General features: G+C 59.5%; 26 protein-coding genes. 3 read left to right on the top strand and 23 right to left on the bottom strand.

What is annotated here, in order from left to right:
• Positions 1 to 3: 3 nt before the first annotated feature.
• The gene (locus ACZCWR_RS32000; RefSeq protein WP_487306694.1) at positions 4 to 972 is read right to left on the bottom strand and encodes a GlxA family transcriptional regulator; all 969 of its coding nucleotides are present in this window, start codon (positions 970 to 972) and stop codon (positions 4 to 6) included.
• Between the two features lie 77 nt (positions 973 to 1,049).
• Between ACZCWR_RS32000 and ACZCWR_RS31995 the strand changes: the two genes are divergently transcribed.
• Positions 1,050 to 1,748, top strand: coding sequence for a DJ-1/PfpI family protein (locus tag ACZCWR_RS31995; protein WP_487306693.1), 699 nt, complete (start codon positions 1,050 to 1,052; stop codon positions 1,746 to 1,748).
• Here ACZCWR_RS31995 and ACZCWR_RS31990 read toward each other — a convergent pair whose 3' ends face one another.
• From ACZCWR_RS31990 to ACZCWR_RS31960, 7 genes are all read right to left on the bottom strand, one after another.
• Complete coding sequence (locus ACZCWR_RS31990; RefSeq protein WP_487306692.1) at positions 1,749 to 2,453, bottom strand: ATP-binding cassette domain-containing protein; 705 nt, start codon at positions 2,451 to 2,453, stop codon at positions 1,749 to 1,751.
• 11 nt (positions 2,454 to 2,464) lie between these two features.
• The gene (locus ACZCWR_RS31985) at positions 2,465 to 3,184 is read right to left on the bottom strand and encodes an ATP-binding cassette domain-containing protein (protein ID WP_487306691.1); all 720 of its coding nucleotides are present in this window, start codon (positions 3,182 to 3,184) and stop codon (positions 2,465 to 2,467) included.
• A complete protein-coding gene (locus ACZCWR_RS31980) occupies positions 3,181 to 4,272 on the bottom strand; it encodes a branched-chain amino acid ABC transporter permease (protein WP_487306690.1) in 1,092 nt (363 codons plus the stop codon). The genes ACZCWR_RS31985 and ACZCWR_RS31980 overlap by 4 nt, the downstream gene beginning before the upstream one ends.
• Positions 4,272 to 5,138 carry a branched-chain amino acid ABC transporter permease gene (locus ACZCWR_RS31975; protein ID WP_487306689.1) on the bottom strand — a complete coding sequence of 289 codons (867 nt, stop codon included), beginning with the start codon at positions 5,136 to 5,138 and terminating at the stop codon, positions 4,272 to 4,274. The genes ACZCWR_RS31980 and ACZCWR_RS31975 overlap by 1 nt, the downstream gene beginning before the upstream one ends.
• A 23-nt stretch (positions 5,139 to 5,161) precedes the next feature.
• Positions 5,162 to 6,388 (bottom strand): transporter substrate-binding protein, encoded by a 1,227-nt coding sequence (locus ACZCWR_RS31970; RefSeq protein ID WP_487306688.1) that lies wholly within the window; start codon positions 6,386 to 6,388, stop codon positions 5,162 to 5,164.
• Between the two features lie 50 nt (positions 6,389 to 6,438).
• Positions 6,439 to 7,956, bottom strand: coding sequence for an amidase (locus tag ACZCWR_RS31965; RefSeq protein WP_487306687.1), 1,518 nt, complete (start codon positions 7,954 to 7,956; stop codon positions 6,439 to 6,441).
• 150 nt (positions 7,957 to 8,106) lie between these two features.
• Positions 8,107 to 9,156 (bottom strand): substrate-binding domain-containing protein, encoded by a 1,050-nt coding sequence (locus ACZCWR_RS31960; RefSeq protein ID WP_487306686.1) that lies wholly within the window; start codon positions 9,154 to 9,156, stop codon positions 8,107 to 8,109.
• Positions 9,157 to 9,356: 200 nt separating this feature from the next.
• On the opposite strand from ACZCWR_RS31960, the gene ACZCWR_RS31955 reads away from it, so the two are divergent.
• On the top strand, positions 9,357 to 9,794 hold the full coding sequence (locus ACZCWR_RS31955) for a MarR family winged helix-turn-helix transcriptional regulator (protein ID WP_487306685.1): 438 nt from the start codon (positions 9,357 to 9,359) through the stop codon (positions 9,792 to 9,794).
• 1,003 nt (positions 9,795 to 10,797) lie between these two features.
• On the opposite strand, the gene ACZCWR_RS31950 is transcribed toward ACZCWR_RS31955, so the two are convergent.
• The 11 genes from ACZCWR_RS31950 to ACZCWR_RS31900 form a co-directional block, all read right to left on the bottom strand.
• Entirely contained in the window at positions 10,798 to 11,562 is a 765-nt protein-coding gene (locus ACZCWR_RS31950; protein ID WP_487306684.1) for an SDR family NAD(P)-dependent oxidoreductase, read from the bottom strand.
• Between the two features lie 25 nt (positions 11,563 to 11,587).
• Positions 11,588 to 12,226, bottom strand: a complete 639-nt coding sequence (locus ACZCWR_RS31945) for an ANTAR domain-containing response regulator (RefSeq protein ID WP_487306683.1) — start codon at positions 12,224 to 12,226, stop codon at positions 11,588 to 11,590.
• A gap of 1 nt (position 12,227) precedes the next feature.
• Positions 12,228 to 13,382 carry a transporter substrate-binding domain-containing protein gene (locus ACZCWR_RS31940; protein WP_487306682.1) on the bottom strand — a complete coding sequence of 385 codons (1,155 nt, stop codon included), beginning with the start codon at positions 13,380 to 13,382 and terminating at the stop codon, positions 12,228 to 12,230.
• Between the two features lie 39 nt (positions 13,383 to 13,421).
• Positions 13,422 to 14,408 carry an acetamidase/formamidase family protein gene (locus ACZCWR_RS31935; protein WP_487306681.1) on the bottom strand — a complete coding sequence of 329 codons (987 nt, stop codon included), beginning with the start codon at positions 14,406 to 14,408 and terminating at the stop codon, positions 13,422 to 13,424.
• Positions 14,409 to 14,421: 13 nt separating this feature from the next.
• On the bottom strand, positions 14,422 to 15,129 hold the full coding sequence (locus ACZCWR_RS31930; protein ID WP_487306680.1) for an ABC transporter ATP-binding protein: 708 nt from the start codon (positions 15,127 to 15,129) through the stop codon (positions 14,422 to 14,424).
• Complete coding sequence (locus ACZCWR_RS31925) at positions 15,126 to 15,836, bottom strand: ATP-binding cassette domain-containing protein (RefSeq protein ID WP_487306679.1); 711 nt, start codon at positions 15,834 to 15,836, stop codon at positions 15,126 to 15,128. The genes ACZCWR_RS31930 and ACZCWR_RS31925 overlap by 4 nt, the downstream gene beginning before the upstream one ends.
• Positions 15,833 to 16,867: an ABC transporter permease subunit gene (locus ACZCWR_RS31920; RefSeq protein WP_487306678.1), complete on the bottom strand. Its 1,035-nt coding sequence runs from the start codon at positions 16,865 to 16,867 to the stop codon at positions 15,833 to 15,835. Before ACZCWR_RS31920 ends, ACZCWR_RS31925 begins: the two co-directional genes overlap by 4 nt.
• 8 nt (positions 16,868 to 16,875) lie before the next feature.
• A complete protein-coding gene (locus ACZCWR_RS31915) occupies positions 16,876 to 17,745 on the bottom strand; it encodes an ABC transporter permease subunit (protein WP_487306677.1) in 870 nt (289 codons plus the stop codon).
• Between the two features lie 14 nt (positions 17,746 to 17,759).
• Positions 17,760 to 18,995 (bottom strand): urea ABC transporter substrate-binding protein, encoded by a 1,236-nt coding sequence (locus ACZCWR_RS31910; protein ID WP_487306676.1) that lies wholly within the window; start codon positions 18,993 to 18,995, stop codon positions 17,760 to 17,762.
• Between the two features lie 991 nt (positions 18,996 to 19,986).
• A complete protein-coding gene (locus ACZCWR_RS31905; RefSeq protein ID WP_487306675.1) occupies positions 19,987 to 21,441 on the bottom strand; it encodes a mechanosensitive ion channel domain-containing protein in 1,455 nt (484 codons plus the stop codon).
• Positions 21,442 to 21,524: 83 nt separating this feature from the next.
• The gene (locus ACZCWR_RS31900; protein WP_487306674.1) at positions 21,525 to 22,358 is read right to left on the bottom strand and encodes an oxidoreductase; all 834 of its coding nucleotides are present in this window, start codon (positions 22,356 to 22,358) and stop codon (positions 21,525 to 21,527) included.
• A 137-nt stretch (positions 22,359 to 22,495) separates the two neighbouring features.
• Here ACZCWR_RS31900 and ACZCWR_RS31895 point away from each other — a divergent pair, with 137 nt between their 5' ends.
• On the top strand, positions 22,496 to 23,407 hold the full coding sequence (locus ACZCWR_RS31895) for an AraC family transcriptional regulator (protein WP_487306673.1): 912 nt from the start codon (positions 22,496 to 22,498) through the stop codon (positions 23,405 to 23,407).
• 5 nt (positions 23,408 to 23,412) lie between these two features.
• Here the strand turns inward: ACZCWR_RS31895 and ACZCWR_RS31890 are convergent, their stop codons facing one another.
• The 4 genes from ACZCWR_RS31890 to ACZCWR_RS31875 all read right to left on the bottom strand — a co-directional run bounded on the left by ACZCWR_RS31890 (position 23,413) and on the right by ACZCWR_RS31875 (position 26,590).
• Positions 23,413 to 24,228 (bottom strand): amidohydrolase family protein, encoded by an 816-nt coding sequence (locus tag ACZCWR_RS31890; RefSeq protein WP_487306672.1) that lies wholly within the window; start codon positions 24,226 to 24,228, stop codon positions 23,413 to 23,415.
• A gap of 69 nt (positions 24,229 to 24,297) precedes the next feature.
• On the bottom strand, positions 24,298 to 24,750 hold the full coding sequence (derI, locus tag ACZCWR_RS31885; protein WP_487306671.1) for a D-erythrulose-4-phosphate isomerase: 453 nt from the start codon (positions 24,748 to 24,750) through the stop codon (positions 24,298 to 24,300).
• 44 nt (positions 24,751 to 24,794) lie between these two features.
• Positions 24,795 to 25,556 (bottom strand): triose-phosphate isomerase, encoded by a 762-nt coding sequence (locus ACZCWR_RS31880; RefSeq protein ID WP_487306670.1) that lies wholly within the window; start codon positions 25,554 to 25,556, stop codon positions 24,795 to 24,797.
• 86 nt (positions 25,557 to 25,642) lie between these two features.
• Complete coding sequence (locus tag ACZCWR_RS31875; protein WP_487306802.1) at positions 25,643 to 26,590, bottom strand: substrate-binding domain-containing protein; 948 nt, start codon at positions 26,588 to 26,590, stop codon at positions 25,643 to 25,645.
• Positions 26,591 to 26,597 lie beyond the last annotated feature (7 nt).

Below are 26,597 nucleotides of genomic sequence, written 5' to 3'. Positions count from 1 at the left end.
CGTTCATGTTTCACCGAAGCGCTCGCGCCATTGCGCCGGGCCAATTTCGAATTGCCTGACGAACGCATTGCGCAAGCGTTCTTCGCGCCCGAAGCCTGTTCGCCGCGCGACGGCCGATAACGAAAGCGTGGTCGTTGTCAGCAACGATTGCGCGCGTTCGAGACGCAATCCTTCGAGCGCCTTGCCCGGGGTCTTGCCGGTCTTTTCCGTGAAATGACGAATGAACGTGCGCGGCGACATGTTGGCTTCGTCGGCAAGATCGGTGACTTTCAATGAGCGATGCAGGTTCTTGTCGAGCCAGTCGAACAGCGTGCCGAATGCATCCGACGATTGCAGCGCGAGCGGCGTGCTGAACTGCGCCTGTCCGCCCGAACGCCGCATGTACACCACGAGCCTGCGCGCGGTCTGTGCCGCCAGCGCGCTGCCGTGGTCGGCTTCGACCATCGCCAGTGCGAGATCGATGCCAGCGGTCACGCCCGCCGATGTCCAGATGCGGCCATCGCGAATCCAGATCGGATCGGGCTGCACGCGGATGGCCGGAAACTCTTGCGATAACGCGCTGCACGCGCGCCAATGTGTTGCTGCATCGAGCCCGTCGAGCAACCCGGCTTGCGCCAGCAGGAACGCGCCCGTGCAGACGGAGCACACCCGTTCCGCGCGCTTCGCCAGGTTCTGCACATAGCGCACGATCTCCGGCGATCGACGCGCCGCATGCACACCCGGCCCGCCCGGTATCAGCAACGTATCGATGCGCGCGCCCTTCGGCAGCTTTTCGGTGAGCACGGTCATGCCGCTTTGCAGACGCACCGCGCCGCCCTCGGCGGAAACGACGCTGCATTTATAACGCGCGCTTGCGGATTCTTCGCCCGCGGTGTCGAATGTCTGGAGCGGGCCGGATACGTCGATGGGCTGCGCGCCTTCGTAAGCGAAGATCACGATCCGGCGTGCAGCAGATTTAACGATTTTGGTCATTGGCACAAAATACGCGATTTCTGTCTTTTTTGCCAATGCCTCTGCAGGTCTAATGTCGTCATCGAATGGAGGAATTCATGACGCAATCCAACCAAACGAAAGTCGCAGGCTTGCTGCTTTTCCCGGAGATGACGCAACTCGATCTCACCGGCCCGCTGGAAGTGCTGGCGCGCTTGCCGGGATGGCGAACGGAAGTCGTCGCGCCGACGCGTTCGCCCGTGCGCACGGATAAAGGTCTCGTCATTCAACCGGATGTGGATTTCGAAACCGCTTCGACCTACGAACTATTCGTGGTGCCCGGCGGACCGGGAACGGATACCGCCATGCTCGATCCGAACATCGTGCGCTTCGTTCGCGAGCGGGCTAAGGCGGCGAAGTATGTCTTCGGCATCTGCACGGGTTCGTTGCTGCTGGGCGCGGCGGGTTTGCTGCGCGGACGTCGTGCGGGAAGCCACTGGCAAGCGCGCGAACTGTTGGCTCGATTCGGCGCGGTTCCGTCGGATGATCGGATGACCATCGACGGGAATTTTTATACGTCGGGTGGCGTGACGGCGGGAATCGACATGGCCTTGCGTGTCGCGGCGGATGTGGCAGGCGATGCGATCGCGCAGCAGATTCAGTTGCAGATCGAGTACGATCCGGCGCCGCCGTTCAATGCGGGAACGCCGTTCGTCGCGCCGAAGGACATTGTCGAGCGCGCTTTGTCGCTTAGTGCCGAGCGTCGGGCGATGCGTGCGGCGGCCGTTGAAAAGGCCGCGCAAATGCTTGCCGATTGATTACGCCGCCACGCCGGTATATTCGCTGACCTTATCAAGATCCATGAGATGTTCGCGCGGGATCTCACCGCCGAGATGCCCGCGTCGAATGACAAGCACGCGCTGTGAGACGGCCGCGATGAAATCGAGATTCTGTTCCACCAGCACGATGGTCAATCCGCGCCGCTCACGCAAGGTCACGAGCGTTTCCGCTATTTCCTCGATGATCGAAGGCTGAATGCCTTCGGTCGGCTCGTCGAGCAGCAAGAGCGTCGGTTCGCCCGCGAGCGCGCGCGCCAAGGCGAGCAATTGCTGTTCGCCGCCCGACAGCGACCCGCCCGCGCGATCGAGCAAGGGCTTCAATCGCGGAAAATCTTCGAGCAGCGCGCCGAGGGCTTCGTCAGGCTTGCGCCCGGTCTTCACGAGCCCGAGCCGCAGATTGTCGTAAGCGGTGAGCGTGGGGAATATCTCGCGCCCTTGCGGCACATACGCCATGCCGCGTTTGGCGCGCGCGTGCGGCGGCAATGAGGTGATGTCTTCATCGTTGAGACGCAGCGTGCCCGCTGTCGCTGGCAATGCGCCAATCAGCGTGCGCAGCAGCGTGGTCTTGCCCATGCCGTTATGGCCGAGTATGCCGATGGATTCGCCGTCGCGCACGGCAAGCGCCACGTCATAGAGCACCGGAATTCCGCCGTATCCCGCGCACAGGCCTGTTGCTTCCAGCATCGCGCCTCCGTTCAGTGCGGCTTCTTGCCGAGATAGATTTGCTGGATGAACGGATCGCTCATGATGCGCTCGGGCGTGTCTTCGCGCACGACCGCGCCCTGATGCAGCACCGTCACCGTCTTGGCAATGCGTCGAATGAAACTCATGTCGTGTTCGACGACTACGAGCGCATGCCTTCGGTTGATTTCCATGATGAGCTCCGCTGTGCGCGCGACTTCGAGATCGCTCATGCCGGCGGCGGGTTCATCGAGCAGAATGAGCGGCGGGTCGGCGGCGATCACCACGGCGAGTTCAACCCATTGACGTTCGCCATGCGCCAGAAGCCCGGTTATGGCTTCGCGATGCGACAGCATGCCCACACGCTCGAGCACTTCACGCGTCACGCGCTCGGTCTGTCTGGGCGTATTCACGCGCCGCGCCGCGAGCCATACGTTCTCCCACACGGAAAGCCCGTTGAACAGGCTCGGCACCTGCGTTTTGATGCCGATGCCAAGACGCGCCGGTTCGTGCGGCTGCATCGACGTAATGTCTTTTCCGCGAAAAAGTATCTCGCCCGAAGTCGCTTTGACCTGACCCGTGAGCAACTTGAAGAACGTGCTCTTGCCCGCACCATTCGGGCCGATCACACACCGCAATTCGGCTTCCGCCAAGGTGAAGTTGACATCGCGCGTGGCGTGAACGCCGCCGAATCGAACATTGAGCTGACGGGTTTCGAGCAGCGGCGTCGTCATGCGGCTTCCTTCGCTTCGTTCGTTACTTTCGGCGGCACACGCTTGGGTCGCATTGCGCTGAAAACACGCATCCCTACTTCGCCGATGCTCGGCACGATGCCCTTCGGCACCATCAACACGAACACGACGAGAATCGCGCCCAGCACCAGATTCGAGTTGATGGTCTGCTGCGTGCCGATTTGCGTGGTGATCCACTGAATCGCGACGCATCCGACCACCGGCCCGACAAGCGTGCCCAGCCCGCCCACGATGACCCAGATGATGATCTGCGCCGATTGCGCAAGACCGAACACGCCGGGACTCGTAAACGCGCCCCAGTTGGCAAAGAGGCATCCCGACAATCCCGCGATAGCCGCGCCCAGCACGAAGGTAAAGAGCTTGTAGACGCGCGAATCGTAACCGAGCAACAGCAGGCGTTGTTCGTTCTCCTTGCTCGCCACGATCACGCGTCCGACCTTGTAAGCCAGCAACACGCGCAACAAGAGATAAACGCCAAGCAATGCGCCGAGCGACAGTTCGAACAGACCGCGCGGGCTTATTACGTCATCGATATTGCCCGGCGTGTTGAGCGGCGCGATGTTAGGAATGCCATTGAATCCGCCAAGCGGTGCATTGCCGATTTTCCATTCGGGGCCAGCGGTGGAGTTGACCACATTGAACAGAATCAGCGTGACAGTCAGGGTAATGACGCCCATGTACACATCCGACAATCGCCCGTAGAAAATCAGATAGCCGAGCACCGCTGCAAACGCCGCAGGCAAGACGATGGCGAGCAGAAACGGCACCGTGCTGTCGCCCATGTTCGTCACGGCGATGGCATACGTGTATGCGCCAAGCCCGAAAAACGCCGATTGCCCGAAACACAGAATGCCGCCGAATCCCCACACGAAACCGAGACTCACGGCAAGGATCGCCATGACGGCATAGACGGTGGCCTGCACGAGCGCGAAGTCGTCGAGCACACGCGGCAGCACGATCAGCATGATGACGCCCACCGCCAGCGACAACGCCGCGCTTTTCCACGACTTCGAGAAACGCGAGAGCGCGTCGGGCACGGGAATGGAGCGGGCACCCTCGAACGGCGTCATCACAATGCTCCCTTGAAGAAGCGTCCGGTGATGCCGCGCGGCAGCAGCCGCAACATCACGATGGCGCCGATCAGCAGCGCCACTTCACCGAACACGGGCGTGGACGCGAAGGTCGCGATCTGGTTGATCGCACCGAACAGCGCGGAAGAACTCACCAGTCCCGCGACGATCGCAGGCCCGCCGCCGATCACCGTGATGAACGCCTTCGCGACGAACGCGCCGCCCATCGTGGGCACGACGCCGGTCATCGGCGCGAGCAATGCGCCTGCGAGCCCCGACAAGGCCGCGCCGACCGCGAAGGTGATCGAATAGACACGTCCCGGCGCGATGCCGAGCGCATCGGCCATTTGCGGGTTCTGCATGGTGCCGCGCGCGATCAGCCCGAGCGACGTATGCAGCAACACCCAACGCAACGCCACGCCAAGCACCACCGCCACCGCGATGATGACGAGCGTGTAACTGCTCACCGAATATCCCCCGATGGCAAAGTTGCCGAGCGGCGCGGAGATGCCTGTAGTCGTGTTGCCCGCGATCGACGTGACGATGCCGATCAGCAGCAGCGACAAACCCCACGTCGCGAGCATCGTGTCGATCATGCGGCCATAGAGCCGCCGAATGAACACGCGTTCGAGCACGACGCCGATCAACGCAACCACGATCGGCGCGACGACGAGAATGGCTATCCACAGATTCACGCCGAGCCGCATCGCCTCGATGGCGGCATACGCGCCCAGCATCATGAATTCGCCGTGCGCGAGATTGATTACTTTCATCATGCCGAAGATGACGGCGAGGCCCGACGAAATCACCACCAGGCTCGCTATCGCATACAGAATCTGAATCAGGATGATCGCGGCTAGATCCATCGTCGTTCCTCGTTATGACCGCTTCAAAGCTTGATGACGTACTGCTGATTGTCGCGCGGGTTCTTGATCAGATTGCACACGGCGCTCGTATCGACCGGCGGCTGATTCTGGAACGTCTGCACGATATCGAGTTTGTGGTTCTTCACCTGTGCAATGCTCACGTTGAGCACGCAATGGTGCGTGGCAGGATCGATGGACACCTTGCCGCTCGGCGCATCGATGCTGATTCCAGATTCGAGCGCCTCGATCACCTTCATGCGGTCGATGCTGCCCGCCTTCTTCACGCCCTGCGCCCAGAGATTGAAGCCCTGGTACGTGCCCATCGCCAGTTCGGTGATGTTCGGATAATCCGCGCCGAAGCGCTTGTGGAAGCGCTCCTTGAAAGCCTTGTTGGTGGGATTGTCCAGATTTTCGAAGTAGTTATACGACACCAGAAAGCCGTCGCATTCGTCAGGAGACAGAATGATCTGCTCGTTGCCGCCCGCGAATGTGGTGGAGGCGAGCGGAATCTTCTTGTGCAGCCCCGCCGCCGCCCATTGACGATAGAACGAAACATGCGACCCGCCGACTAGCGCTGACACGAGCATGTCCGGCTTGGCCGATTCGATCTTTGAAATCGTGGAACCGAAGTTGGTGACATCGAGCGGAAAGAAGTCGATTGACGTGACCGATCCGCCGTTGTCCTGAACGAATTTCTTCACCCATTGCGAGGTGATCTGCCCGTAGTTATAGTCCGCCGCGACCACGTAGACCTTCTTGCCCCATTGCTTCATCGCATAAGGAATCAACTTGGCCACTGTCTGCCCCGGCGTCACGCCCGTGCAGAACGTGTTGCGGTCGCACACGCCGCCTTCGTATTGCGTGTTGTAGAAATAAAGCGTGCGGTAACGGTCCAACACCGGCCGCATGACTTCGCGCGAGGCCGACGTAATGCCGCCATGCACCACCGCCACCTTGTCCTTCAACGCCGACTGCTGCGCGAACTGCGTGTAAAGCTGCATGCTCGACTGCGGATCGTAGTTGAGCAGCTTGATCTGCTTGCCGAGCAGGCCGCCCTGCGCGTTCCATTCCTCGACAGCGATGGTCAGACAATCCGCCATCGGCTTGCCGTAGATATCGAGGCCGCCCGACTGATCGGTAATACCGCCGACGAGAATCTCATCAGCGGCCTCGGCCACGAAGGGAAACGATCCCGCCATGCCCGCGGCCACCGACGCCGCGGACGACTTCAGAAACGAACGTCGATCCATATGGAAGTTCCGGAAAGGGACGCGCAACGGTTAGATAACGAGGGTCGGGCTTAGAGCTTCATCCAGTCTACGGATTGTTCGAATGCATACGCGCCGCGATAGATGGTCGCTTCGTCGAAGTGCTTGCCCACCAGCATCATGCCGACGGGAAGGCCATCGACCATGCCGCATGGCACGCTCATGGCGGGGTGGCCGGTGCAATCGAACGGACAGGTATTGGGCAACATCTCGAATGCGCGCGTGATGACTTCTTCCACGCTTGCGCCCGGTTTCGGCAGCGGCGTGGCGGTAAGCGGCAGCGTCGGCATGAGCAGCAGATCGTAGTCGGCAAAGGCTGCGTCATAGGCGGCCGTGAGCTGGCGCGAGAGGTTCTGCGACTTCGCGTAGTAATGCCCGCGATAGTGACGAATGAAGTATTCGCCGAGCACCATGGTGATCTTGAGGGTTTCGGAGAGTTCGTCTGCGCGCTCGTGCCATCCGGCGTGATAGTCCACCATGCTGGTCACATACAGGCCCTTCCAGTTGTAGCCGTGACCGTTGTCCTTCATCATCTGTTGCGTAGCGCCTTCGGCTGCAATCGGCAACCAGATGGCCGGACCAATGCGATGCATCGGGATGGATACTTCGCTCACCTTGGCACCGAGTTCGGCCAGATGATCGGCGGCGGCGCGCACTTTCGCATCCGATGCTTCGAGCGATTGCGGCCAGCCGAAACCTTCCGTCACCACGCCGATGCGCAGGCCGCGTATGCCTTCTTTCATGAGGTCCGCGTAAGGCTTCGCTACTTGTCCCGCGTACTGGCGCGGATCGAGACCATCGGGGCCGGCCAGCACTTCGAGCATCAATGCGTTGTCGGTCACGTTGCCGGTCATCGGGCCGGTGTGATCGATCGTGAGCTCGATCGGCATCACGCCCGTGTAGGGCACGAGGCCGTGCGTGGGCTTCATGCCGTAGATGCCGCAATACGATGCCGGCATGCGAATGGAGCCGCCCTGATCGCCGCCAATGGCGAGATCCACTTCGCCCGCGGCCACCAGCGCCGCGCTTCCTGACGACGACCCGCCCGCCGAGTAACCCATCTTGCGCGGGTTATGCACGGGCGCCGGTGAACTCGTGTGCGAACCGCCGGAGAAGCAGAAGTATTCGCACGTGGCCTTGCCGAGTATGGTCGCGCCTGCATCGAGCAGACGCGTGACGATGGTGGCGTCCACATCGGGCACGTAGCCTTCGAGCGTGGAGGCGCCGTTCATCATCGGCACGCCGGCCAGACACACGTTGTCCTTGAGCGCCACCGTCTTGCCCGCGAGCTTGCCGGTGGGCGCGCCCTTCACTTCGCTCTTGACGTACCACGCGTTGTAGCGGTTTTCTTCAGCGGGCGGCCGGTAGCCCGGCGTGCGCGGATACGTGACGCGCGGAACATAGTCCGGCAGCGCGTCGATGATGTCGTAGGCATCGAAATTGGGTTGCAGCAGGGTGTGATAGGCGGCGAGCTGCGTCTCGGAGAGATGCATGCCGAGACTCGTGGCGACTTCGTCAAGCTGAGCGGGCGTGGGACGTTTCACTGCCATGACTTCTCCTCACTCGAACGGATTCGTGACGGACGGCGCCTGAGGTCGTTTAGGCGTACCTTGATCCGAGAGCCATGTTAGGAACACATATTTTCCGCGTCAACTATTTATTTTCCATGGAAACTAAAACGGGATGACGGCGCTTTCGTCTTACAGCGGTGCGATCACATCGAACTGATGCCCTTCCGCGCGTGCGAGATAGATCGGCACGCGGTTCACGCGCCCGCCCGCGTACGCGGCGTCTCGTGCGCTGCGGTAAGCCATCGGCGCGAGGCCGAGCTGCGCGAGACCGGCATCGCTTGAAATACGTCGGCGTTGTGCATCGTCCACGAGTGCGCCGAGAAAGTGGATGCCTTCGTAGGTGGACTGGCCGAACGTGTCGAGCGTGGGCGCACGCGCGCCGTAACGTCCGCGATAACGCTCCTTGAAAGCGAGATTCGCATCCGTGCGCAGCGAGGCAAAGTAGCCGGACGCCACATAAAGCGATGCCGTGTTGCGCGCGCCAATGCCCAGCAATTCGTTCTCGCCGAGCGCGCACGACAACCGCACGACGCGGTTGGAAAGCCCCGCATCGCCGAATGCACGATTGAAATCGATGGTGTCCTGACCAATCAGCGATAGCAGCACGGCATCCGCGCGCGATTTGCGAATGGCATCCAGCACCTCGCCGTAATCGCCCGTGCCGAACGGCAGAAGCATTTCGCCGACGACCTGCGCGCCCGCCTCGTTCACGAAACGATGCGCGAGCCGATGCGCCGCATGCGGCCACACATAATCGTTGCCGACGAAAAACCAGCGTCGTGGCCGGTGCCGCGTGCCGATCCAGTGAATGGCGGGCTGAAGCTGCCGTCGCGTGGTCTCACCGATGGCGAACACGCCGGGCGTGCGTTCGCCGCCTTCGTAAAGCGGCGTATAGATGAACGGAATCTGACCCGCGACCGCTTTCAACAGATCGAGCCGCACCGCGCTCGTATGCATGCCAACGAGTGCATCGATCTCGCCGTCGCCGATCAAGCCGGTCAGCGTGGATTCGAGTTCGCGCGCGTCGTCGCCTGCGTTGATCGTGACGAGCTTGCATGGCCGGCCCGCCATGCCCGAGGCCGCATTCAGTTCGTCTACCGCAAGCTGCGCTGAGGCCAGTGCGCACGGGCCCCACAGTCCTGCCGCGCCGCCCAGCGGCACGCACAATGCAATGGTCATCTCCTGCCGTGGACGGCGGGACCGGAAACGATGCTTCATCGAATGAGCCACCCGGCGGAATCGAGAGAGTCGGAATGCACCAAGAGATGGCGCGGGCGCACCATCACGTACCGGGAACAAAGAGTCTTTGCACCGGTACTTTCCGAAAAAAATTTGTTTGCGTAAGATTCGTTTTGTCCGCCCCCACTCAAGCATCTACCATGCCGGAATCCGATCTCTCCTCATACCTGGCTTTTCTCATCGCTTCCGCGCATCGGCAGATGAAAACGGGGCTTGCGCAACTTACCGCCGAGGAAGGCGTGAACGAGGAGCATTGGCGCATCTTGCATGCTGTGTCGGACGAAGCGGGCCACTCCATGAGCGAACTCGCCGCGCAAGTATTGATGAATCTGCCCGCGCTGACGAAGAACGTGGACAAGCTCGTGAGCCGCGGTCTGGTGCTGCGCGCCGCCGACGAGGTGGACAGCCGCAAGGTGCTGGTCTATATCACGGACCGTGGCATCAAGCTGCTGGACCGTCTGCAACCGGGCGTGGATGCGCACCATGCGGCTATCGAGGAGGCGCTCGGCTCGCGCAATGCGAAGCAACTCAAACGGCTGCTGGAGCGGTTCATTGAGGAAACGCGGACGCCGCGTTAAATGTGTTGGGCGGCGGCACTTGACCTGAGAGGCAGTGTTTTTTTCCCTGTCGTTGGCGTGCATTTGATTTTGTTGTTTTTGCTTGCAAAGGGCTGCTATTGTTTGTGCTTTTATTGCAGTAGCCGCCTCCCCGGCGGGGGGGTAACTTTCTTTGCTGCTGCAAAGAAAGTTACCAAAGAAAGCAGCTTTTTACACCATGCACACTGGCTGGAGAAGGTTGGTCTGGATTAACGATGCAGTGGCCGCAATAGAACGTCCCACGTTTCCTTAAGCGCGTGGGCAACCTCGCGATTACGCGCTCCAATCCTTTGGTCTTAGTGGCCCGCATTCATTCTTTCGGCCATGCGCTACGCGCGCCGAGAACTTTAGAACGGAATCCCGCAGCCTATAAACGCCCAGCCACCTCACGCTTCCCCGCTAGATTGCTATTCGGCCCTACCTTGGTTAGTGCTCCGACTAAAAGGTGACTGGCGTTGGTGTGCGTGCTTTGCCTAGAAGTGCTTACCAAGGTTGGGCTCAATGGGAGAGGTGCGATGCGGTGTGATGTGACTGGGCACTCATACGCTGCGGGATTCCGTTCTTACATTCTCGGCGCGCGAAGCGCATGGCCGAAGGAATGAGCGCGGTCCACCGAGCTAAGAGCATTCGAGCGCGCAATCGCAAGGTTGCCTAAACGGCTCGTTATGCGTGGAAAGTCCTATTGCGGCCACTGCATCCGTTAATCCAGACCAACCCTTTCCAGCCAGCGTGCGGAGGGGTAAAAGCTGCTTTCTTTGGTGACTTTCTTTGCAGCAGCAAAGAAAGTTACCCCCCCGCCGGGGAGGCGGCTACTGCAATAAAAGCCCAAAGACACGAAGCCTCTTGCACGCAAACCCAAACCGCAACACCCAAAGAACACCCAAAGAACACCCAGAAAACACCCCAAACCCAATCTTTGAACCGTTTCGGAATTAAAAAAAGGCAACCCGACGCTATCCGATAGCTCGAGCATCGCCCAATACAATCAAAGCTGCACACCGCGCGTAAGCGCCCCATCCACCACAAAATTCGCACCGCTCACGAAGCTCGCCGCCGGGCTCGCGATAAACGCAACTGCATTCGCTATTTCCTGCGGTTTCGCCATGCGCCCCGTGGGATTCAATGCGAGCGCCTTGGCGAACAGCGCCTGATCGTTATGCTCGATCCAGTCCCACACGCCACCTTCGAAATAGACATTCCCCGGCGACACCGTGTTCGCGCGAATGCCCTTCGCGGCAAGCTGATTCGCCAGGCCTTGCATGTAATGCACGAGCGCCGCCTTGAACACGCCGTAAGGGCCAGCGGCAAAGTCGATCTCGCGCCCCGACACACTCGATATCGCAACGATCGACGCCGCCTTGCTCGCTTCGAGATACGGCATGGCGGCATCGACGAGATTCACCGTGCCAAGCAGATCGGTCTCGAACTCCTTGCGCCACGATTCGATATCGTTGCCGATGGCGAGCGCGCTGACATTCGCGACGACGATATCCAGCCCGCCCCATTCTTCTGCGACGTTCTTCACCCATGCCTTGAGCGATGGACCATCGGACACATCGAGCGGCGCGCCTGAAGCGCGTACGCCGTTCGCTTGCGCAAGCGTTTCCGCCGTCGCCTTGACGCTGGCTTCATCGCGCGCGCAAATGGCGACATCCGCGCCTTCTTTCGCGAGCGTCTGCGCGATCGCAAGACCAATGCCCTTCGTTCCGCCGGTGACGATCGCTTTTAAACCCTTCAATTGCAAGTCCATCTTCGTCGCTCCCTTGAGTTGCCGTTCAGTCTTCGTCCGCTGCGATGCCGCGCTTGATCTGCAATACTTCGCCGGCCTGAATAACCGAATGGCACACATCGTCGATGGTTACGCGCTTTTCCATGGCCTGCGCGCGCAGCATGTCGTACGCTTCCGTCTCGCTCACGCGATGCATCGTCATGAGAATGCCCTTCGCTTCCTGAAGATGCCGACTGTCGAGCAGTTTCTGTTCGAGCCGCGCGATACGTTGCAGATGTTGCCGCGAGCGTTTGGCGTGATGCAGCGCCATCACCACGGTGGACAGCAAGCCCGATGCGCGTATCGGCGTGGTCACGATGCCATCCGAACCCAAGCGGATAGCCTGATCGATAAAAGTCGGGTTCTCATACGCGATCACGCAAATGGTGGGCGGCGCATTCGGTCCTGACCAGTCCTCGTTCGGCGCGCGTTCCTCGGGGCGCAGCGCACGGAAAACGAGATCGATATCGTCAGGCAAGTTTTGCGGCGGCGGCCAAAAGCGTTCCACCTGAAAGCCCATGCGGCGCAGGTGATTGGTCAGCGTGAGGCCGTCGTCGTCGTCGGGATGGATCACGAGCACGCGTGGATTGCGCTCAAGAATCGATCCCGTCAGGCTTCGTTGGCCTCTGTCCGCGCGCGCGTTCACGTCAGTAGTCCCGTGAACTCAGTTTTGTGACCCAGTCGCCCAAGGTCTGACGCGTCATGTACGGGTCGGGGCCGACCGCGAACTTCGATTCGCGCATCACGATGAACTGACCGTCTGCTTTCACGCGGCCAATGCGCGGATACAGCGCCATGTGATGATTCACCGGATCGATGCGCACACGGCCCTGCGGCGCGTCGAATTCCGAGCCGAGGAGATGCGGCATGATCGTGCCGATATCGTCCGATCCTGCGCGCGCGCACGCTTCGGCGAACATGTGCATTTGATAGTACGCGGCTTCCCAGTTCATGTCGGTGGGCGTATCCACGCCGAAGCGCGCCTGATGACGGCGCACCGCGCGATCGTTCTCCGGCGTGTCGATGCTCTGAAAATAAGGCGCCGCGGTGTAGTGTCCGGTCGCGATGCCACGCTCCATCGCATGAATTTCGGTTTCCGAAGTATTCAGGCTCCCGATCGGCACGGCGGATGGGTCGAGGTCTTCGCGCGCGTACGCTTCATACAGATAAGGCACCGTCTCGCCGATCACCGTGCAAAATATCCAGTCGGGCGACTTGCGGCGAATATCCGCGACCACCTGCGCGAACTGCTCGGGCGTGGCGTCGAGCGGTAAGTAACGCTCACCGAGAATCGCGCCTTCGGGGTGTTGCAACAGCAACTCCTGCATCGTCCGGTTGCATTCATACGGATAGACATAACGCGAGCCGACCATGTACACGCGCGCGCCGAACGTCTCCGTCATGAAGTCCGCCAGTTGCACGCCGTTCTGATTCGGCGACGCCCCGCTATAAATGATGTTGTCCGAGTATTCGAAACCCTCGTACTGCTGCGAATAGATAAGCAGCCGGTTGTGTTTCTCCACCACCGGCAACATGGCCTTGCGGCTCGACGACGTATAGCCGCCGAAGATCACATTCACGCCGTCCTTGAGAATGAGCCGTTCCGCCAGTTCCCGAAAGACGGCCGGATCGGAGCCGGGATCGTAGTGGATCGCCACGATCTCACGGCCGCCGATGCCGCCGCGCGCATTGATTTCCTCCATCGCGAGGGTCGCGCCGCGCCATTGCGATTGTTCGAGCAGCGCCGTGGAGCCGCTCGTCGAACACAACAGACCCACTCGAATGGGATCGGACAAAGCCATGGAGTGACACGCTCATTTAAAAGGTTGTTGCTATTCGTCTTACTTGAGGTAGTGCTTGGCGACCATTGCGCCGACCGTGTATTTTGGATCGACGAAATTCCCGAGGCGCACGCGGCCGACCTGACTCAGCATCATATAGGCATCCCATTTGTCGAAGCCATAGTCGGCGGCCATCCACAGCACGAGTTCACGATACGCAATGCGCGTGGCGTCTTCCAGCGGCCGCGCGCTGCCGATGCTCATGAGCGCGTCCTCGTTTTCAAGGCGCGGCCAGTCGATCTTCCATTGCTTGATGAGATCCACGCGCACCGTGGTCGTGCTGCGGTATTCGACGGCGGTGCCGCACACTTCGCCATCGCCCTGACAGGCATGGGCATCGCCGATGAAAAGCCGACCGCCCGGCGAGCGCACCGGCAAATACGTGATGCTGCCCGGCCCCATGTCGGGCACGTCCATGTTGCCGCCGTGCGCATCGGGCGTGAGTGAGTTGATCGAGTCTATCTCCGGCGACAAACTCAAGGTGCCGATATGCGGCTTGTACGGAAGCGTATTGCGCTTGCTCCAATAGACGTTTTCTTCGTCGATCTTTATTTTGCGCACGATTTCCGGCAGCGGTTCGTTGAGCAACGCGGTGTAGTCCGTGCCGGTCAATCCGCCGAAGTTTGGAATCATGCAGCAGAAGCCGTGCGGATCGTCACCGCGCGGGGCCATCTTTTCGATGTACACGGCCACCACGTCGCCCTTCTCCGCGCCTTCGATCATGATCGGCCCGTTCTGCGGATTGAGAAACGGCACGGTCAATACTTCGGATGGCTTATCGGTTTCCTCCTTGATCTTGCCTTCGAATGCATCGCGTGTGTCCACCACTACACGATCACCGGGTTTGACATGCAGCACCGGCTGCGAATACGGCCCGATGGTGTAATGAAACGTCTGCTGCAATTCCTCCGTGAGATGGTGCTCCACCGGTTCGCGGCTCGCGCCCACGCCGCGCTTCATCATGATCGAGTCTTCCAGCCATTTCATGCTCGGCTCTCCGTCACAGTGCCAGATACTGGCGAATCAATTGTTCGTCCCCGCGTTGCGCGGGGTTCAGTGTATCGACGATACGGCCTTTATCCATCACGCAGCAACGTGTCGCGATGCGTTCGACCATGCCCATGTCCTGCTCGACCAGCACCACACCGATACCGGTTTCATGCGCGATCTGCAATAGCGTTTCGCCGATCAGCGAGACGATGGAAGGTTGAATGCCTTCGGACGGTTCATCGAGTAGAAGCACTTTAGGGCCGCTGATGAGCGCGCGTGCAATGGCAAGTTGTTGCTGTTCGCCGCCGCTCATCGTGCCGGCCTTTTGCAGATAGCGTGTCTTGAGAATGGGGAAATAGCCGGCTACTTTCTCTCTCAGTTGCGCGGCCTGTGCGCGGTTCGCTTGTGCGCCGACCTGAAGGTTCTCCGCGACGGTCAGTGATCCGAATATTTCACGGCCCTGCGGCACGTAGCCCATGCCTTTTTGCGCGCGTAGATAAGGCTTTTCCTCGCCGATAGATAAGCCATCGAGCGCGATGCTCCCCGCATCCAAACGAACGAGGCCGATGAGCGCGCGCATGAGCGTGGTCTTGCCCACGCCGTTGCGTCCGATCAAGGCCAGCACTTCGCCGCGTTCGACACTGAACGAAACACCGTTGAGCACGCGGCCGCCGCCGTAGCCCGCTTCCACGCCTTTGACTTCCAATAGCGCGCTCAATGCTTTTTCCCCAGATAGACTTCGGCCACGTCGTCACGGGCGAGGATTTCATCGAGCGGGCCATCGGCGAGCAACCGGCCACCGTGCAGCACGGTCACGCGCGTGGCAATCTGCTTGACGAAAGTCATGTCGTGCTCGACGACCATCATCGTGAGGCCTTGCGCCGAGAGCCGCTTGATGAGTTCGCCGGTGGCATGCGTTTCCTCCACCGACATCCCGGCGACCGGTTCATCGAGAAACAGCAGCTTCGGGCGCAACGACACGGCCATCGCGATTTCGAGCCATTGCTTCTTGCCATGCGATAAATGACGCGCAAGAACCGGCGCTTCTGCTTCGAGCATGAACTGCCGAAGCAATTCGTCGATACGCCCCGGTTCATCATCCTTCGCGCGATGCAGCGAAAGTTGTAGATGCTGACGCACGCTCAGGTCCGCGAACACGCCGGGAATCTGAAACTTGATGCTCATGCCCATGCGTATGCGTTCGTGCGGTAACACATGATTCATGTCGCGCCCGAGAAAATGCACGCTCCCATCCGAGGGCCGATGCTCGCCCGTGATGAGCTTGAAGAACGTGCTTTTCCCTGCACCGTTCGGCCCGATTACGCAGCGAATCTCGCCTGCATCGATCTGAAAATCGATGCCGTTGATGACATGCGCGCCGCCGAAATGCTTCTTGAGGCCGCGCGTTTCGAGCAGCGTGGTCATGGTTTGCCCTCCTCACGTTCGAGGCACGCAGGCTTACGTTGAGGCTTGCTCATCCGTCTCAAATGCGCGGTCACGAATGGCAGCAAGCCTTCCGGTGCGGCAAGCACGACGATCAGCAAGATCGCGCCAAGCAAGATCAACGCGTATTGACTGCCGTACACGGCGAGCGTTTGCGAAAGCCACACGAGCAGCGCCGTGCCGATGATCGCGCCGCCGATGCTCTTTCGCCCTGACGTCGCCACCCAGATCACGGGCATGGCGGCAGCGGTCAGGCCCATTGTCGAAGGCGTGATATAGGAGCCCCAGATCGTATAGAGCGCGCCGGATAATCCGCCGAGCGTGCAGCCCAGCACGAACACGAGCAATTGATGCCGCCGGATATCGACGCCCAGCATTTCCGCGCGCTGTGGGTTCTCGCGTATCGCAATGAGCGTGAGGCCGAAGGTGCCGTCGAGGAGCCTGCGCATCAGCACATAGACCACAAGCAACAGCACGAGCACGAGATAGTAGAAGCGCGTGTTCTCGATGGTAAGCGGCCCGCCCGGCCACGGGATGGTCAGCGGCGGCATGCCGCCCATGCCGTTATAGCCGTTCAATCTCGCTTCGCCAATGGCCCATTGCGGCCCCGCCGTCTGCGCCATGAACGTTTCGAGCACGAGCGTCACCGACAGGGTGACGATACCGATGAACACGCCCTTGATGCGCCCGAAGAAGATCATATAGCCGAGCAGCGCGGCCATCGCGACGCTCACCACGAGACCCGCGCCGAGGCCCAGCCACGAATCGAACCAGTCGTCGCCGTAGTTCAGCGTGAAGATGCCGTAGCTATATCCGGCAAGCCCGAAGAACGCAGTCTGCCCGAACGAGAGGATGCCGCCAAAGCCCCACATCGCAGCGAGGCCAACCGCGCTGAAGGCCCACAAGAGGCAATAAGCGAGATTGCCGCTGGTGGTTGCATCGACGAACAAGGGCAAACATATCGCCGCGAGCCACGGCAAGCCTTTGAGCAAGTGCGATCGATTGAGATTCACTCGAACTCCTATCGCACGCGGCTAAAGAGGTTGCCGAGGCCTTGCGGCATCAACCGGATCACCACGATGACCGTGACTAGCAAACCGATCTGCCCGAATAATTGTCCATATGATGCGGTAAGCGCGGTCTGGATCACGGCGAGCACGGCGGCGGCCGGCGTGGTTCCGGCAATGACATTTGCGCCGCCCACGACCACCGATACAAACGCCTGCACGATAAAGTTGCTACCCATTGTCGGCACCGCGGTCATGGTCGGCGCATAGAGCGCGCCGGTCAGTCCGGCGAGTCCCGCGCCGAGTGCGAACGTCAGCGTATAAAGCCGGTCCGTTTGCAACCCTAAGCATTGCGCGATGTTCGGATTCTGGATCGTCGCGCGAGCGCATACGCCATAGTTGGTTTTGAAGAACAACACATAGAGCGCAAAGAGAATGGCCAGCGCAATCAGCGGCAACACCGCGCGATAAGTGGAAAACGAATAATCGCCGAGCGCAAATGCACCGAACGGCGTGCCGATGCCTTCGAGCGACGGCCCCGCGACGAGCAACATCGTCTGCTGCACGATCAGGCTGATCGCCCACGTCGCCACGACCGAATCGAACAGCCTGTCATACAGATGACGAATGACGAGCCGCTCGATCACGACGCCCGCAAGCGCCGCCGCCAGCGCGCCAAGCAGCATGGCAAGCGGTAACGGCAAGCCACGCTTGGCCGCGATGATGGTGACATACGCCCCGCACATGATGAACTCGCCATGCGCGAGGTTGATGACGCCCATCATCCCGAAGATCACGGCAAGACCGAGCGCCGCGAGCACCAGATACGCGAAGCTGTCGCCGAACTGATAGACCAGCGAATAGAGCACCGACAAGGTCGCCATGCGCGGCTCCGCGTTCAGGACTTCTTGGGCAGATTCGACGGCGTGTATTGACGATGATCCGGCTTCTTCGGCAGATCGCATCCAACCTTGCCGAGCCAGTACGGTTGCACATCGTCCCATACCTTCGGAATCTCGACCGAGTGATCCTCCTTCACATGAACGAGGTAGATGGTATGGCTCGCGTGATGACTCTTAGGATCGATGCAGACCTTGCCCTGCGCGCCTTCCGTGCAGATGCCGCCCGCTTCGAGCGCCCTGCGCACATCTTCCTGATTCGTCGATTTGGCTTTCTCAGCGGCCGCCTTGTAGAGATAGATTGCGTCGTACGCGTTGGCCGCTTCCTGATTGATATACGGTTCGTTGGGATACTTCGCGTGAAAGCGTTTCTTGAAGTCGTTGCTCGCAGGCGTATCGACTTCTTCGACGTAATTCGCCGTCACGTACATATCCTTGAGCGCGGGCGGTTTGAAACGTTTATGTTCGTAGGCCTGACCAACGTTCACCGAACTCGCCATCGGCAGATTGAGATGCGATGACGCCTGTTGCTCGTAGTAAGAAGCCTGATTCGCGCCGACCAGCAACGTCACGACGAAGTCCGGCTTGGCCTTCTGAATGTTTTGAATCGTCTGCCCGAACTGCGAGACCGATAGCGGAATGAATTCCTCGCCGACCATGGAGCCGCCGTTTTCCTTGACGATATCGCGCACCCATTCCGCCGAGATTTGGCCGAAGTTATAGTCGGCGGCGATGGTGTACACCTTCTTGCCGTACTTCTGCATCATCCACGGGATGAGCGTCGAGAACTGCTGCTCGGGCACGGCACCGGTGACGAAGGTATCGGTATCGCAGACGCCGCCTTCATACTGATTGTCATACCAGTACAACTGATGCGCGCGGTCCATGATCGGGCGAATGGCTTCGCGCGAGGCGCTGGAAAAGGCACCGAAGATGACATCGGGCTTGTCCGTTTGAATGAGGCGGCGCGCAAGCTCCTGGAACTTGGTGTTGTCCGACTGCGTATCGTAGGCGATCAGCTTGATGGGCCGGCCGAGAATGCCGCCTTTTGCGTTGATTTCATCGACGGCGAGTTCTGTCGCGTGAATCTTCGGAATGGTGGCCAGCGCGAAGTTGCCGGACGCGTCTTCCAGCAGGCCGATTTTCACGGGATCGGCGGCGCTCGCGGCTAGCGTCGTGACAGCAAATCCTGCGGTGATGGCCAGACGCATCCAGCCGGACGGCGATAGCAACATTCGGAGTCTCCAGAGGTGGGATCGATGTTCCAGAAATGCGGACAAAAAAAAGCCCCCTGACGAACGCACGGTTCGTCAGGGGGCTTCTACGCCGGGTCCTCGGGCGGACGTCTTTGTCGGGCCGCAAGGAATGAATGGAGTCTAAGGTGCGCAAATTTCGCTTGTCAATCGTGGTCAAAAAAGAGTTTTGATTTTTGCTGGCGCGAGGGGGGGGTTGGGGGTTTTGTCGGGGAAGGGGCTGCTCGTTTTTGTGCTGTTTATTCAGTAGCCGCCTCCCCGGCGGGGGGTAAAGAAAGCAGCTTTTACCCCTCCGCACGCTGGCTGGAAAGTGTGGTCTGAATTAACAATACAGTGGCCGCATTAGGATGTCCCTCGGCTGGTTAAGCGCGTGGGCAACCTAGCGATTACGCGCTCGAATTCATTAACTTTAGTGGACCGCATTCATTCTTTCGGCCATGCGCTTCGCGCGCCGAGAGCTTTAGAACGGAATCCCGCAGCCTATCAGCGCCCAGCCACATCGCGCTTCTCCGCTCTTTTGCTATTCGGCCCTACCTTGGTCAGCACTTCGAGCAAAGCCTAACGCCTTCGGTTTGCCGCTCTATGGAAGTGCTAATCAGGGTAGGGCCCAATGGGGCGGGTGCGATGTGGCTTGATGTGGCTGGGCGCTGATACGCTGCGGGATTCCCTTCTTACGTTCTCGGCGCGCGCAGCGCATGGTCGAAAGCATGAATGCGGTCCACTGAGACTCAAGGATTCGAGTGCGTAATCGCCAGGTTGCCTAAGCGACTCGTTATGCGTGGCAAGTCCTATTGCGGCCACTGTATCGTTAATCCAAACCAACCCTCTCCAGCCAGCGTGCATGGGGTAAAAAGCTGCTTTCTTTGGTGACTTTCTTTGCAGCAGCAAAGAAAGTTACCCCCCCGCCGGGGAGGCGGCTACTGCAATAAAGACACAAACAACAGCAGCCCCTTGCACGACAGAACAACAAAAATCAAAACTTCAAATCATGCAATCTCCTCACCCCATCCCAAAGCCATTGAAAAACCGACTGCTCCGACTGCGCGGCCGGTGCCGGCATACCAACCTCGTCCAACGCACGTTGACGCCGCGACAACATCCTGCACATCAGCCGCGCGACTTCAGGATTGTCCTTGAGCACGGGCGAAAGATCATCCTTATGCAGTTGATAGACGATCGAACGCGTGAGCGCCGTGACCTTCACACGTGCAGGCAGACCCGCAAGCAATCCCGCTTCGCCGAGCGCATCGCCGGGACCGAGCCGCGCCACTTCGACGGCCGCTGCGCCCTCTCCCGCCACTGCGCTCATCACGCCGGAATCGATGATGTACAAACTATCGGGAACGTTATTGGGCGCGATCAGCGCTTCATCCACCTCGTATTCCTTTCGCGTGAGATGCGATGCGAGTTGCGCGAGTTCTTCGGCTGTCAACGCGGCGAACAGATCGACGCGCCGCAGTAGACGTGCGCGCGTGTCGCCCGGTGATTCCTTCGCGGAAGGCATACCAAGCGAGCGCAGATCGACACCCGCAGCGGCCAAATGCCGATGGCACAAATCATAGAGTTCGTTGATGACGTCCGCCTTCTTGCTGCCGTCATCGACATAGGCTGTGACTTCATATTGAAACGAAAGCGGAGTGACACTCTTGACCGTGGCCGCAGGCGCAGGATCGGCGAGAATGGTACGCACACCTTTGAGTGCGCGTTCCAGCGCTTCAAGCACCATCTTGGGCCGCGCCTCCGGCGTGATCTCGAGCGTGATGCGCACGCCATGCAATGACGCGGGCCTGCTGCTGTTGACGATCTTTGCCTTCGCGGCAACAGCGTTCGGCACGATGACGACATCGCCCAGCGCAGTAAGCAGGTTCGTCGCGCGCCAGTTCATCTCCAGCACCTTGCCTTCCACGCCATCTATCGCCACCCAATTGCCTACTTGATAAGGCTCGGTGCTATTGATGACGATGCCCGCGAATACATCGCTTAACGTGCTTTGAATCGCAAGACCGAGGACGATGGCGAGCGCACCCGATGTCGCCACTAACCCGCGCACAGGCAATTCGAGCACGAACGCAAGCGATGCGACCGTCGCGGCCAAAAACGCCACCGCGCCGAATACATCCTCGAAAAGCCGCTGACGCCGCCACGTCTTCGGCAACAGCAAGGTGTCGAGCACCATGCTGAGCAGGCGCGCGCCGTTGAGCCACCAAACGATTTCAAGTGTCTGGCCGAGCACGTGCAAGGCGCGTGAATCCGCGTAAGGCGCCTGCGAGAAAGGACTCAAACCCGAACTGAACAGCACGGCGCTAAAGGCGGCATAAAGACATACGCGTACCAGCAGACGCACGACTTCATTGCGAGGCCAGGCGCAGGACCAGACAGCGACATCGATCGCGACGAGCGCGAAACCGAGAATCAGCGGATCGTTCACGCACGCGCTCCGAAGCGGAATAGGTCAGGTGACGAATGAGTATAAAAGAACTCGACCCATTCCGATGCCGCGCTGGCAAGCCTTTAGCCGTCTGTCGAAATCGTAAGCGATTCCCACATATTGAATTCTTTATCGAGTGTCTTTAACTTGGTGCGCACTAAACCGAGCGCGTCGCTGCCTAACAAGAGATGTGCAGGCGGCTTGTCCGATGAAATCGCATCGAGCATGGCACGCGCGGCCTTGCGCGGATCGCCTAACTGTTTGCCGCTTTTCTCTTCACGCGACTGACGGATCGGGTCGAATATTGCGTCGTAGTCCGGAATGGATCGCGGTGTGCGCGCCATCGAACGGCCTGCCCAGTCGGTGCGGAAGGAACCGGGCGCAACCGCCGTCACGGCAATGCCGAACGATTCGATTTCCTTGCCGAGTGCTTCGGAAATGCCCTCCAGTGCGAATTTGCTGCCGCAATAGTAGGTGATGCCCGGCATGGTGATATAGCCGCCCATCGAGGTGATATTCAGAATGTGGCCCCGGCGACGCTCGCGCATGAACGGCAACACGCCCTTCATCATGGCGACTGCGCCGAATACATTCACATCGAATTGTCTGCGCATCTCGGACAAGGGCGATTCTTCCATGATGCCTTCATGGCCGTAGCCCGCGTTGTTCACCAGAACATCGATAGCTCCGACGTTCGCTTCGATGTCTGCGATCACGCCGTCGATGGCATCGAAGTCGGTCACGTCGAGCACACGTCCAAAAGCCTTGCCTGAGGAAAGCGCCTCGAAATCATGCTTCGCTTGGGCGTTTCTCACGGTTCCGACAACTGTATGACCCGCCGCAAGCGCTTCCTGCGCGAGTGCGCGACCGAAGCCGCTGCTGACGCCGGTGATAAGAAGGACTTTTTTGGAGTTCATTTGCATTCCCCTTGAATTGATCGAAGAATGCATACTAGTCTCACCAACGAACTCCGTTAAGCCAAAATCCGCTTAATCTCTTGCACAAAACTATGAGCACGAAACGCATTTCATCCTTGCAATCGGATAAGCAGCGCATGATCGCCCTGCTTCGCGCGCTCGCGCCCGAAGAAGGCTATAACCTCACGGCCATTCCAAGCGTGCGTATCCTGCGCTCGAACCGGGCGCTTACGCGCACGCCGGTGCTTTACGATCCGGGCATCGTGATTGTTTGTCAGGGCCGCAAGCGGGGTTACTTCGGCGAACAACTCTATCTTTATGACGAGCGCCATTATCTGGCCGTATCCATACCGGTTCCGTTCAGCATGGAAACCGATGCCACGCCCGCGCGTCCGTTGCTTGCGCTGTACCTTCACCTCGACTTCACGATGGCTGCGGAACTTGCAGAGCAGATCGATCGCGAAGGCGCGGCGCCGATCGTGCAGCCACCGCAAAGCATGATGTCCACGCTAATGGACGAGGCCATGCAAACATCCGTATTGCGCTTTCTCGAAGCGATGAATCGTCCGCTCGAAGCAGCGGTGTTAGGGCCGGGCCTGCTGCGTGAGTTGTATTTTCGAGTGCTGACTGGCGCGCAAGGAAGTTCCATGCGCGAGGCTTTGGCTATGCGTGGCCAGTTCGGCAGAATAGGAAAATCGCTTCGTCTCATTCATGCCGAATACGCGCAAACGCTCGACGTCACGACGCTCGCCGACGAAGCAGGCATGAGCGTTCCGAGCTTTCACAGTCACTTCAAGGCAATCACGCAAGTCTCGCCGATGCAGTATGTAAAGTCCACGCGACTGCATCAGGCGCGTTTGTTGATGGTGCGGCAAGATTTAACAGCGGAAGCAGCGGGAAATGCAGTGGGATACACGAGCCCGTCCCAGTTCAGCAGAGAATTCAAGCGTATGTTCGGGTTGACGCCTGCTGCGGAGACGAAACGCATGCGCGAGAGCTTCGCCATCCCGGAAGCATTCACAGATGCGGTGTACGTCTCATCGCACTAACTCATTCATGCGCCGAAACCAAAGAGCTTTCGCGGCGTGTCCCACAAAATGCGTTGACGTTCGTCCTGATCCGGAACGATGCTCGCGAACAAAGTCAGCAATGGCCCGTAATCCAGCCGCGAAGTTGCTCTAAGAAACGGCCAGTCTGAACCCCATATGCAAGCGTCAGAACCGAACGTGCGCAAGAGTTCGCGCATATAGATTTGCGCGTCTTCGTAGGGATGCTCTTGTCGCGAAACCTTTTGTAGTCCGGATAGCTTGACCGTCGTGCGACCAGTATCCGCCAATCGCAATACCGCCTGAAAGCCCGGTTGATTAAGACCAGCGGTCACATCCGGCCTGCCGCAATGATCGATAAGAATACGCGTGCGCACGCTTTCGAGCAGCGGCATCATCGCGACGAGTTGATCTTCTATCACTTGAATCTGCGCGAAGAGATCGAGGTCGGCGAGTGTGTTCAACAGGCTTTGTGCGCTGGTAACAACCTCGACGCCTTCCATCGCCGGATTGAACGCCACGCCCACCACGCCAGCCGCTTTCAGGTCGAGCAGTTCCGCGCGCGTGATGTCGTTATCCACGACCGCAATGCCTTTGAAACGGCCTTCGGCGTGGAGAATGGCATCGAGCATGCAGCGATTGTCGGTGCGATAGCCGCTCGTGGGTCCGACGAGCAGCGCGTGCTGCACGCCGTGCGCATCCATCACGCGCAGGAATTGCGCGGCGGTGCCGAGTTCCTGTCCGGCGGGGCGATACGCGGTGTCGTCACGATAAGGGAAACGAGCGGGATCGAAGATATGGTTGTGGCAGTCGATGATGGACATGAGATGCGGATCGTCGAGGTTAAGGGCGATGGCTGATTATGCGCCCTTCACTCGACAATCCTGCATGCCCTACCGATGATACTTCGCATCCACCTCGTCAATCGCCTTCACATTCCCCGCGCTGCGCCCATTCTCATCGAACGAATTCTTGAGGAACGAATCAGCAATCGTCTTGGCAACTTCAGGCCCAATGACGCGCGAGCCCATCGTGATGATCTGCGCGTTATTCGACAACGCCGCCCGCTCCGCCGAATAAGTATCATGACAAAGCGCCGCACGAATACCCGGCACCTTATTTGCCGAAATACTCACACCGATTCCCGTTCCGCAAACAAGAATCGCGCGATCATATTCACCGCTAATGACTTTCGACGCCACCCGATCCGACAAATTCGCATAAAACTCATTCGGATTCGCTTCGTTGTTCGAAACTTCCGATACCTCGTAACGGTCCTTGAGATAATCCGCCAGCACGCGCGCCAATCCAACTCCGGCGCTGTCACCTCCAATTGCAACCTTCATGACGATCTCCTTCAAGTGATGTGATTGCACGGCATCGGCAAGACTCAAAGCACCGCGCCGACGCGTTTCAGAATGTCCAGATAGCCGCTCACGTTCCACGCAGAACGGCCAATAAACAGGCCATCGATATTCGGGCACGCCGCCAATTCGGCGCAGTTGCCCGGATTGACCGAGCCACCGTAAAGACACGGTATGCGCCGCCCCAATATTTCCTGCGCGACGGCGATAATCTCCGCCTGCCGCGCATCCGCATAATCGGGACTCGCGGGACTGCCGTGTTCGCCGATAGCCCACACAGGCTCATAAGCCAGCAGAATCGGCGCCGTGCGCTGTTCAGCACTCAAGCGGCCCAACGCGCCACGCACTTCGGTCGCCAGCACGTCCGGCGCACGTCCGCTCTCCTTATCGACCAATGTCTCGCCGATGCAGATCAACGGCGTCAGCCCGTGACGCACCGCCGCTTCGACTTTGAGGCCCACCGTGTCATCGGTTTCGCCGAAATGTTCGCGTCGCTCGGAATGCCCGAGTTCGACCAGATTCATGCCGCAATCGACCAGCATCGGCGGAGAGATTTCTCCGGTCCACGCGCCCTGATCGGCCCAGTGCATGTTTTGCGCGCCAACCTTGACGTTGGTTTCCGCGAGAATCGACTTCACTTCGCGAATGGCCGTGAAAGGCGGAATCACGAAGCACTGGATTCGTGGATCGTCGTGGCTTGCGAGCAGACCTTCGGCGAAGGCAATCGCTTCCGCCAGCGTCTTGTTCATCTTCCAGCTCGTGCCGACCCAGAACAGGGAATCAGACATGGTTAGTTAGTCAAACGAATGATCCTGCGATTCAAACAAACCGCGCACCGAGCCAGCCAAAGGCCAACTCAGCGCGCGGATGAACATCACTTCTCCAGCACGAACGGCGCGGTGTATTTCGACACATTGGCCTTCGTGATGAGCACGCAATCGAACAATTGCTTCTCGCTCGATGCACCCGTCTTGCCGGTCTTCAGGAACTGATCGGCTTCCTGCACTGCTTTAGCTGAAAACTCCGCGACCGGTTGCAGCACGGTGTATTGCATGTCGCCGGCCTTGACCGCTTCCACCGCTGCGGGCGAGCCATCGAAGCCGCCGACCTTCACGCTCTTGAGCTTGCCGGACTGCTTCAGCGCTGCGATCGCACCGAGCGCCATTTCATCGTTGCCGCTGATGATGCCGATCACATCGGGATGCGCCTGCATCAAACTTTGCGATGCATTGAAGCCCTGCGTGCGGTCCCAGTTCGCTACTTGCGAGCCGACCATCTTCAGGTCCGGATACTGACTCAACACTGACTTGTAGCCATTCGAACGCGTGGCGGCGTTGTTGTCGGAGGGCGCACCGAGCAGTTCGACGTAATTGCCCTTCGAACCGACATCCTTCACCCATTGCTGCGCACCGAGTGCCGCGCCTTGCGCGTTGTTCGATACCAACTGCGCTTTCGCCAGACCCGGTTGATTGATTTCCGCGTTGACGAGGAACACCGGAATGTTCGCGGCCACCGCCTTCTTCACCGCGCCGACCGAACCGCTGGCGTTGGCCGGATCGAGAATGATCGCCACCGACTTGTTGGTGATGGCCGTGTCGATCTGCTGGCTCTCGGTGTTCGTGTCGCCCTTCGATGCCGATACGTTGGCGGTATAACCCAGCTTCTTCGCCTCGGCCGACGCGATGTTGCCTTCGGCGAGCCAGTACGGATTGGCGGGATCGTTGACGATAATGCTGATGAGTCCGCCCGCTGCATGTGCTTGCCCCGCAAACAAGGGCGCGGCCATGGCGACGGCAGCAAGGATCATGGTCTTTCTCTTCATAGTCATG

Source organism: Caballeronia sp. A2-2, assembly GCF_057612605.2.
This window is presented reverse-complemented; position numbering and strand designations above follow the sequence as displayed.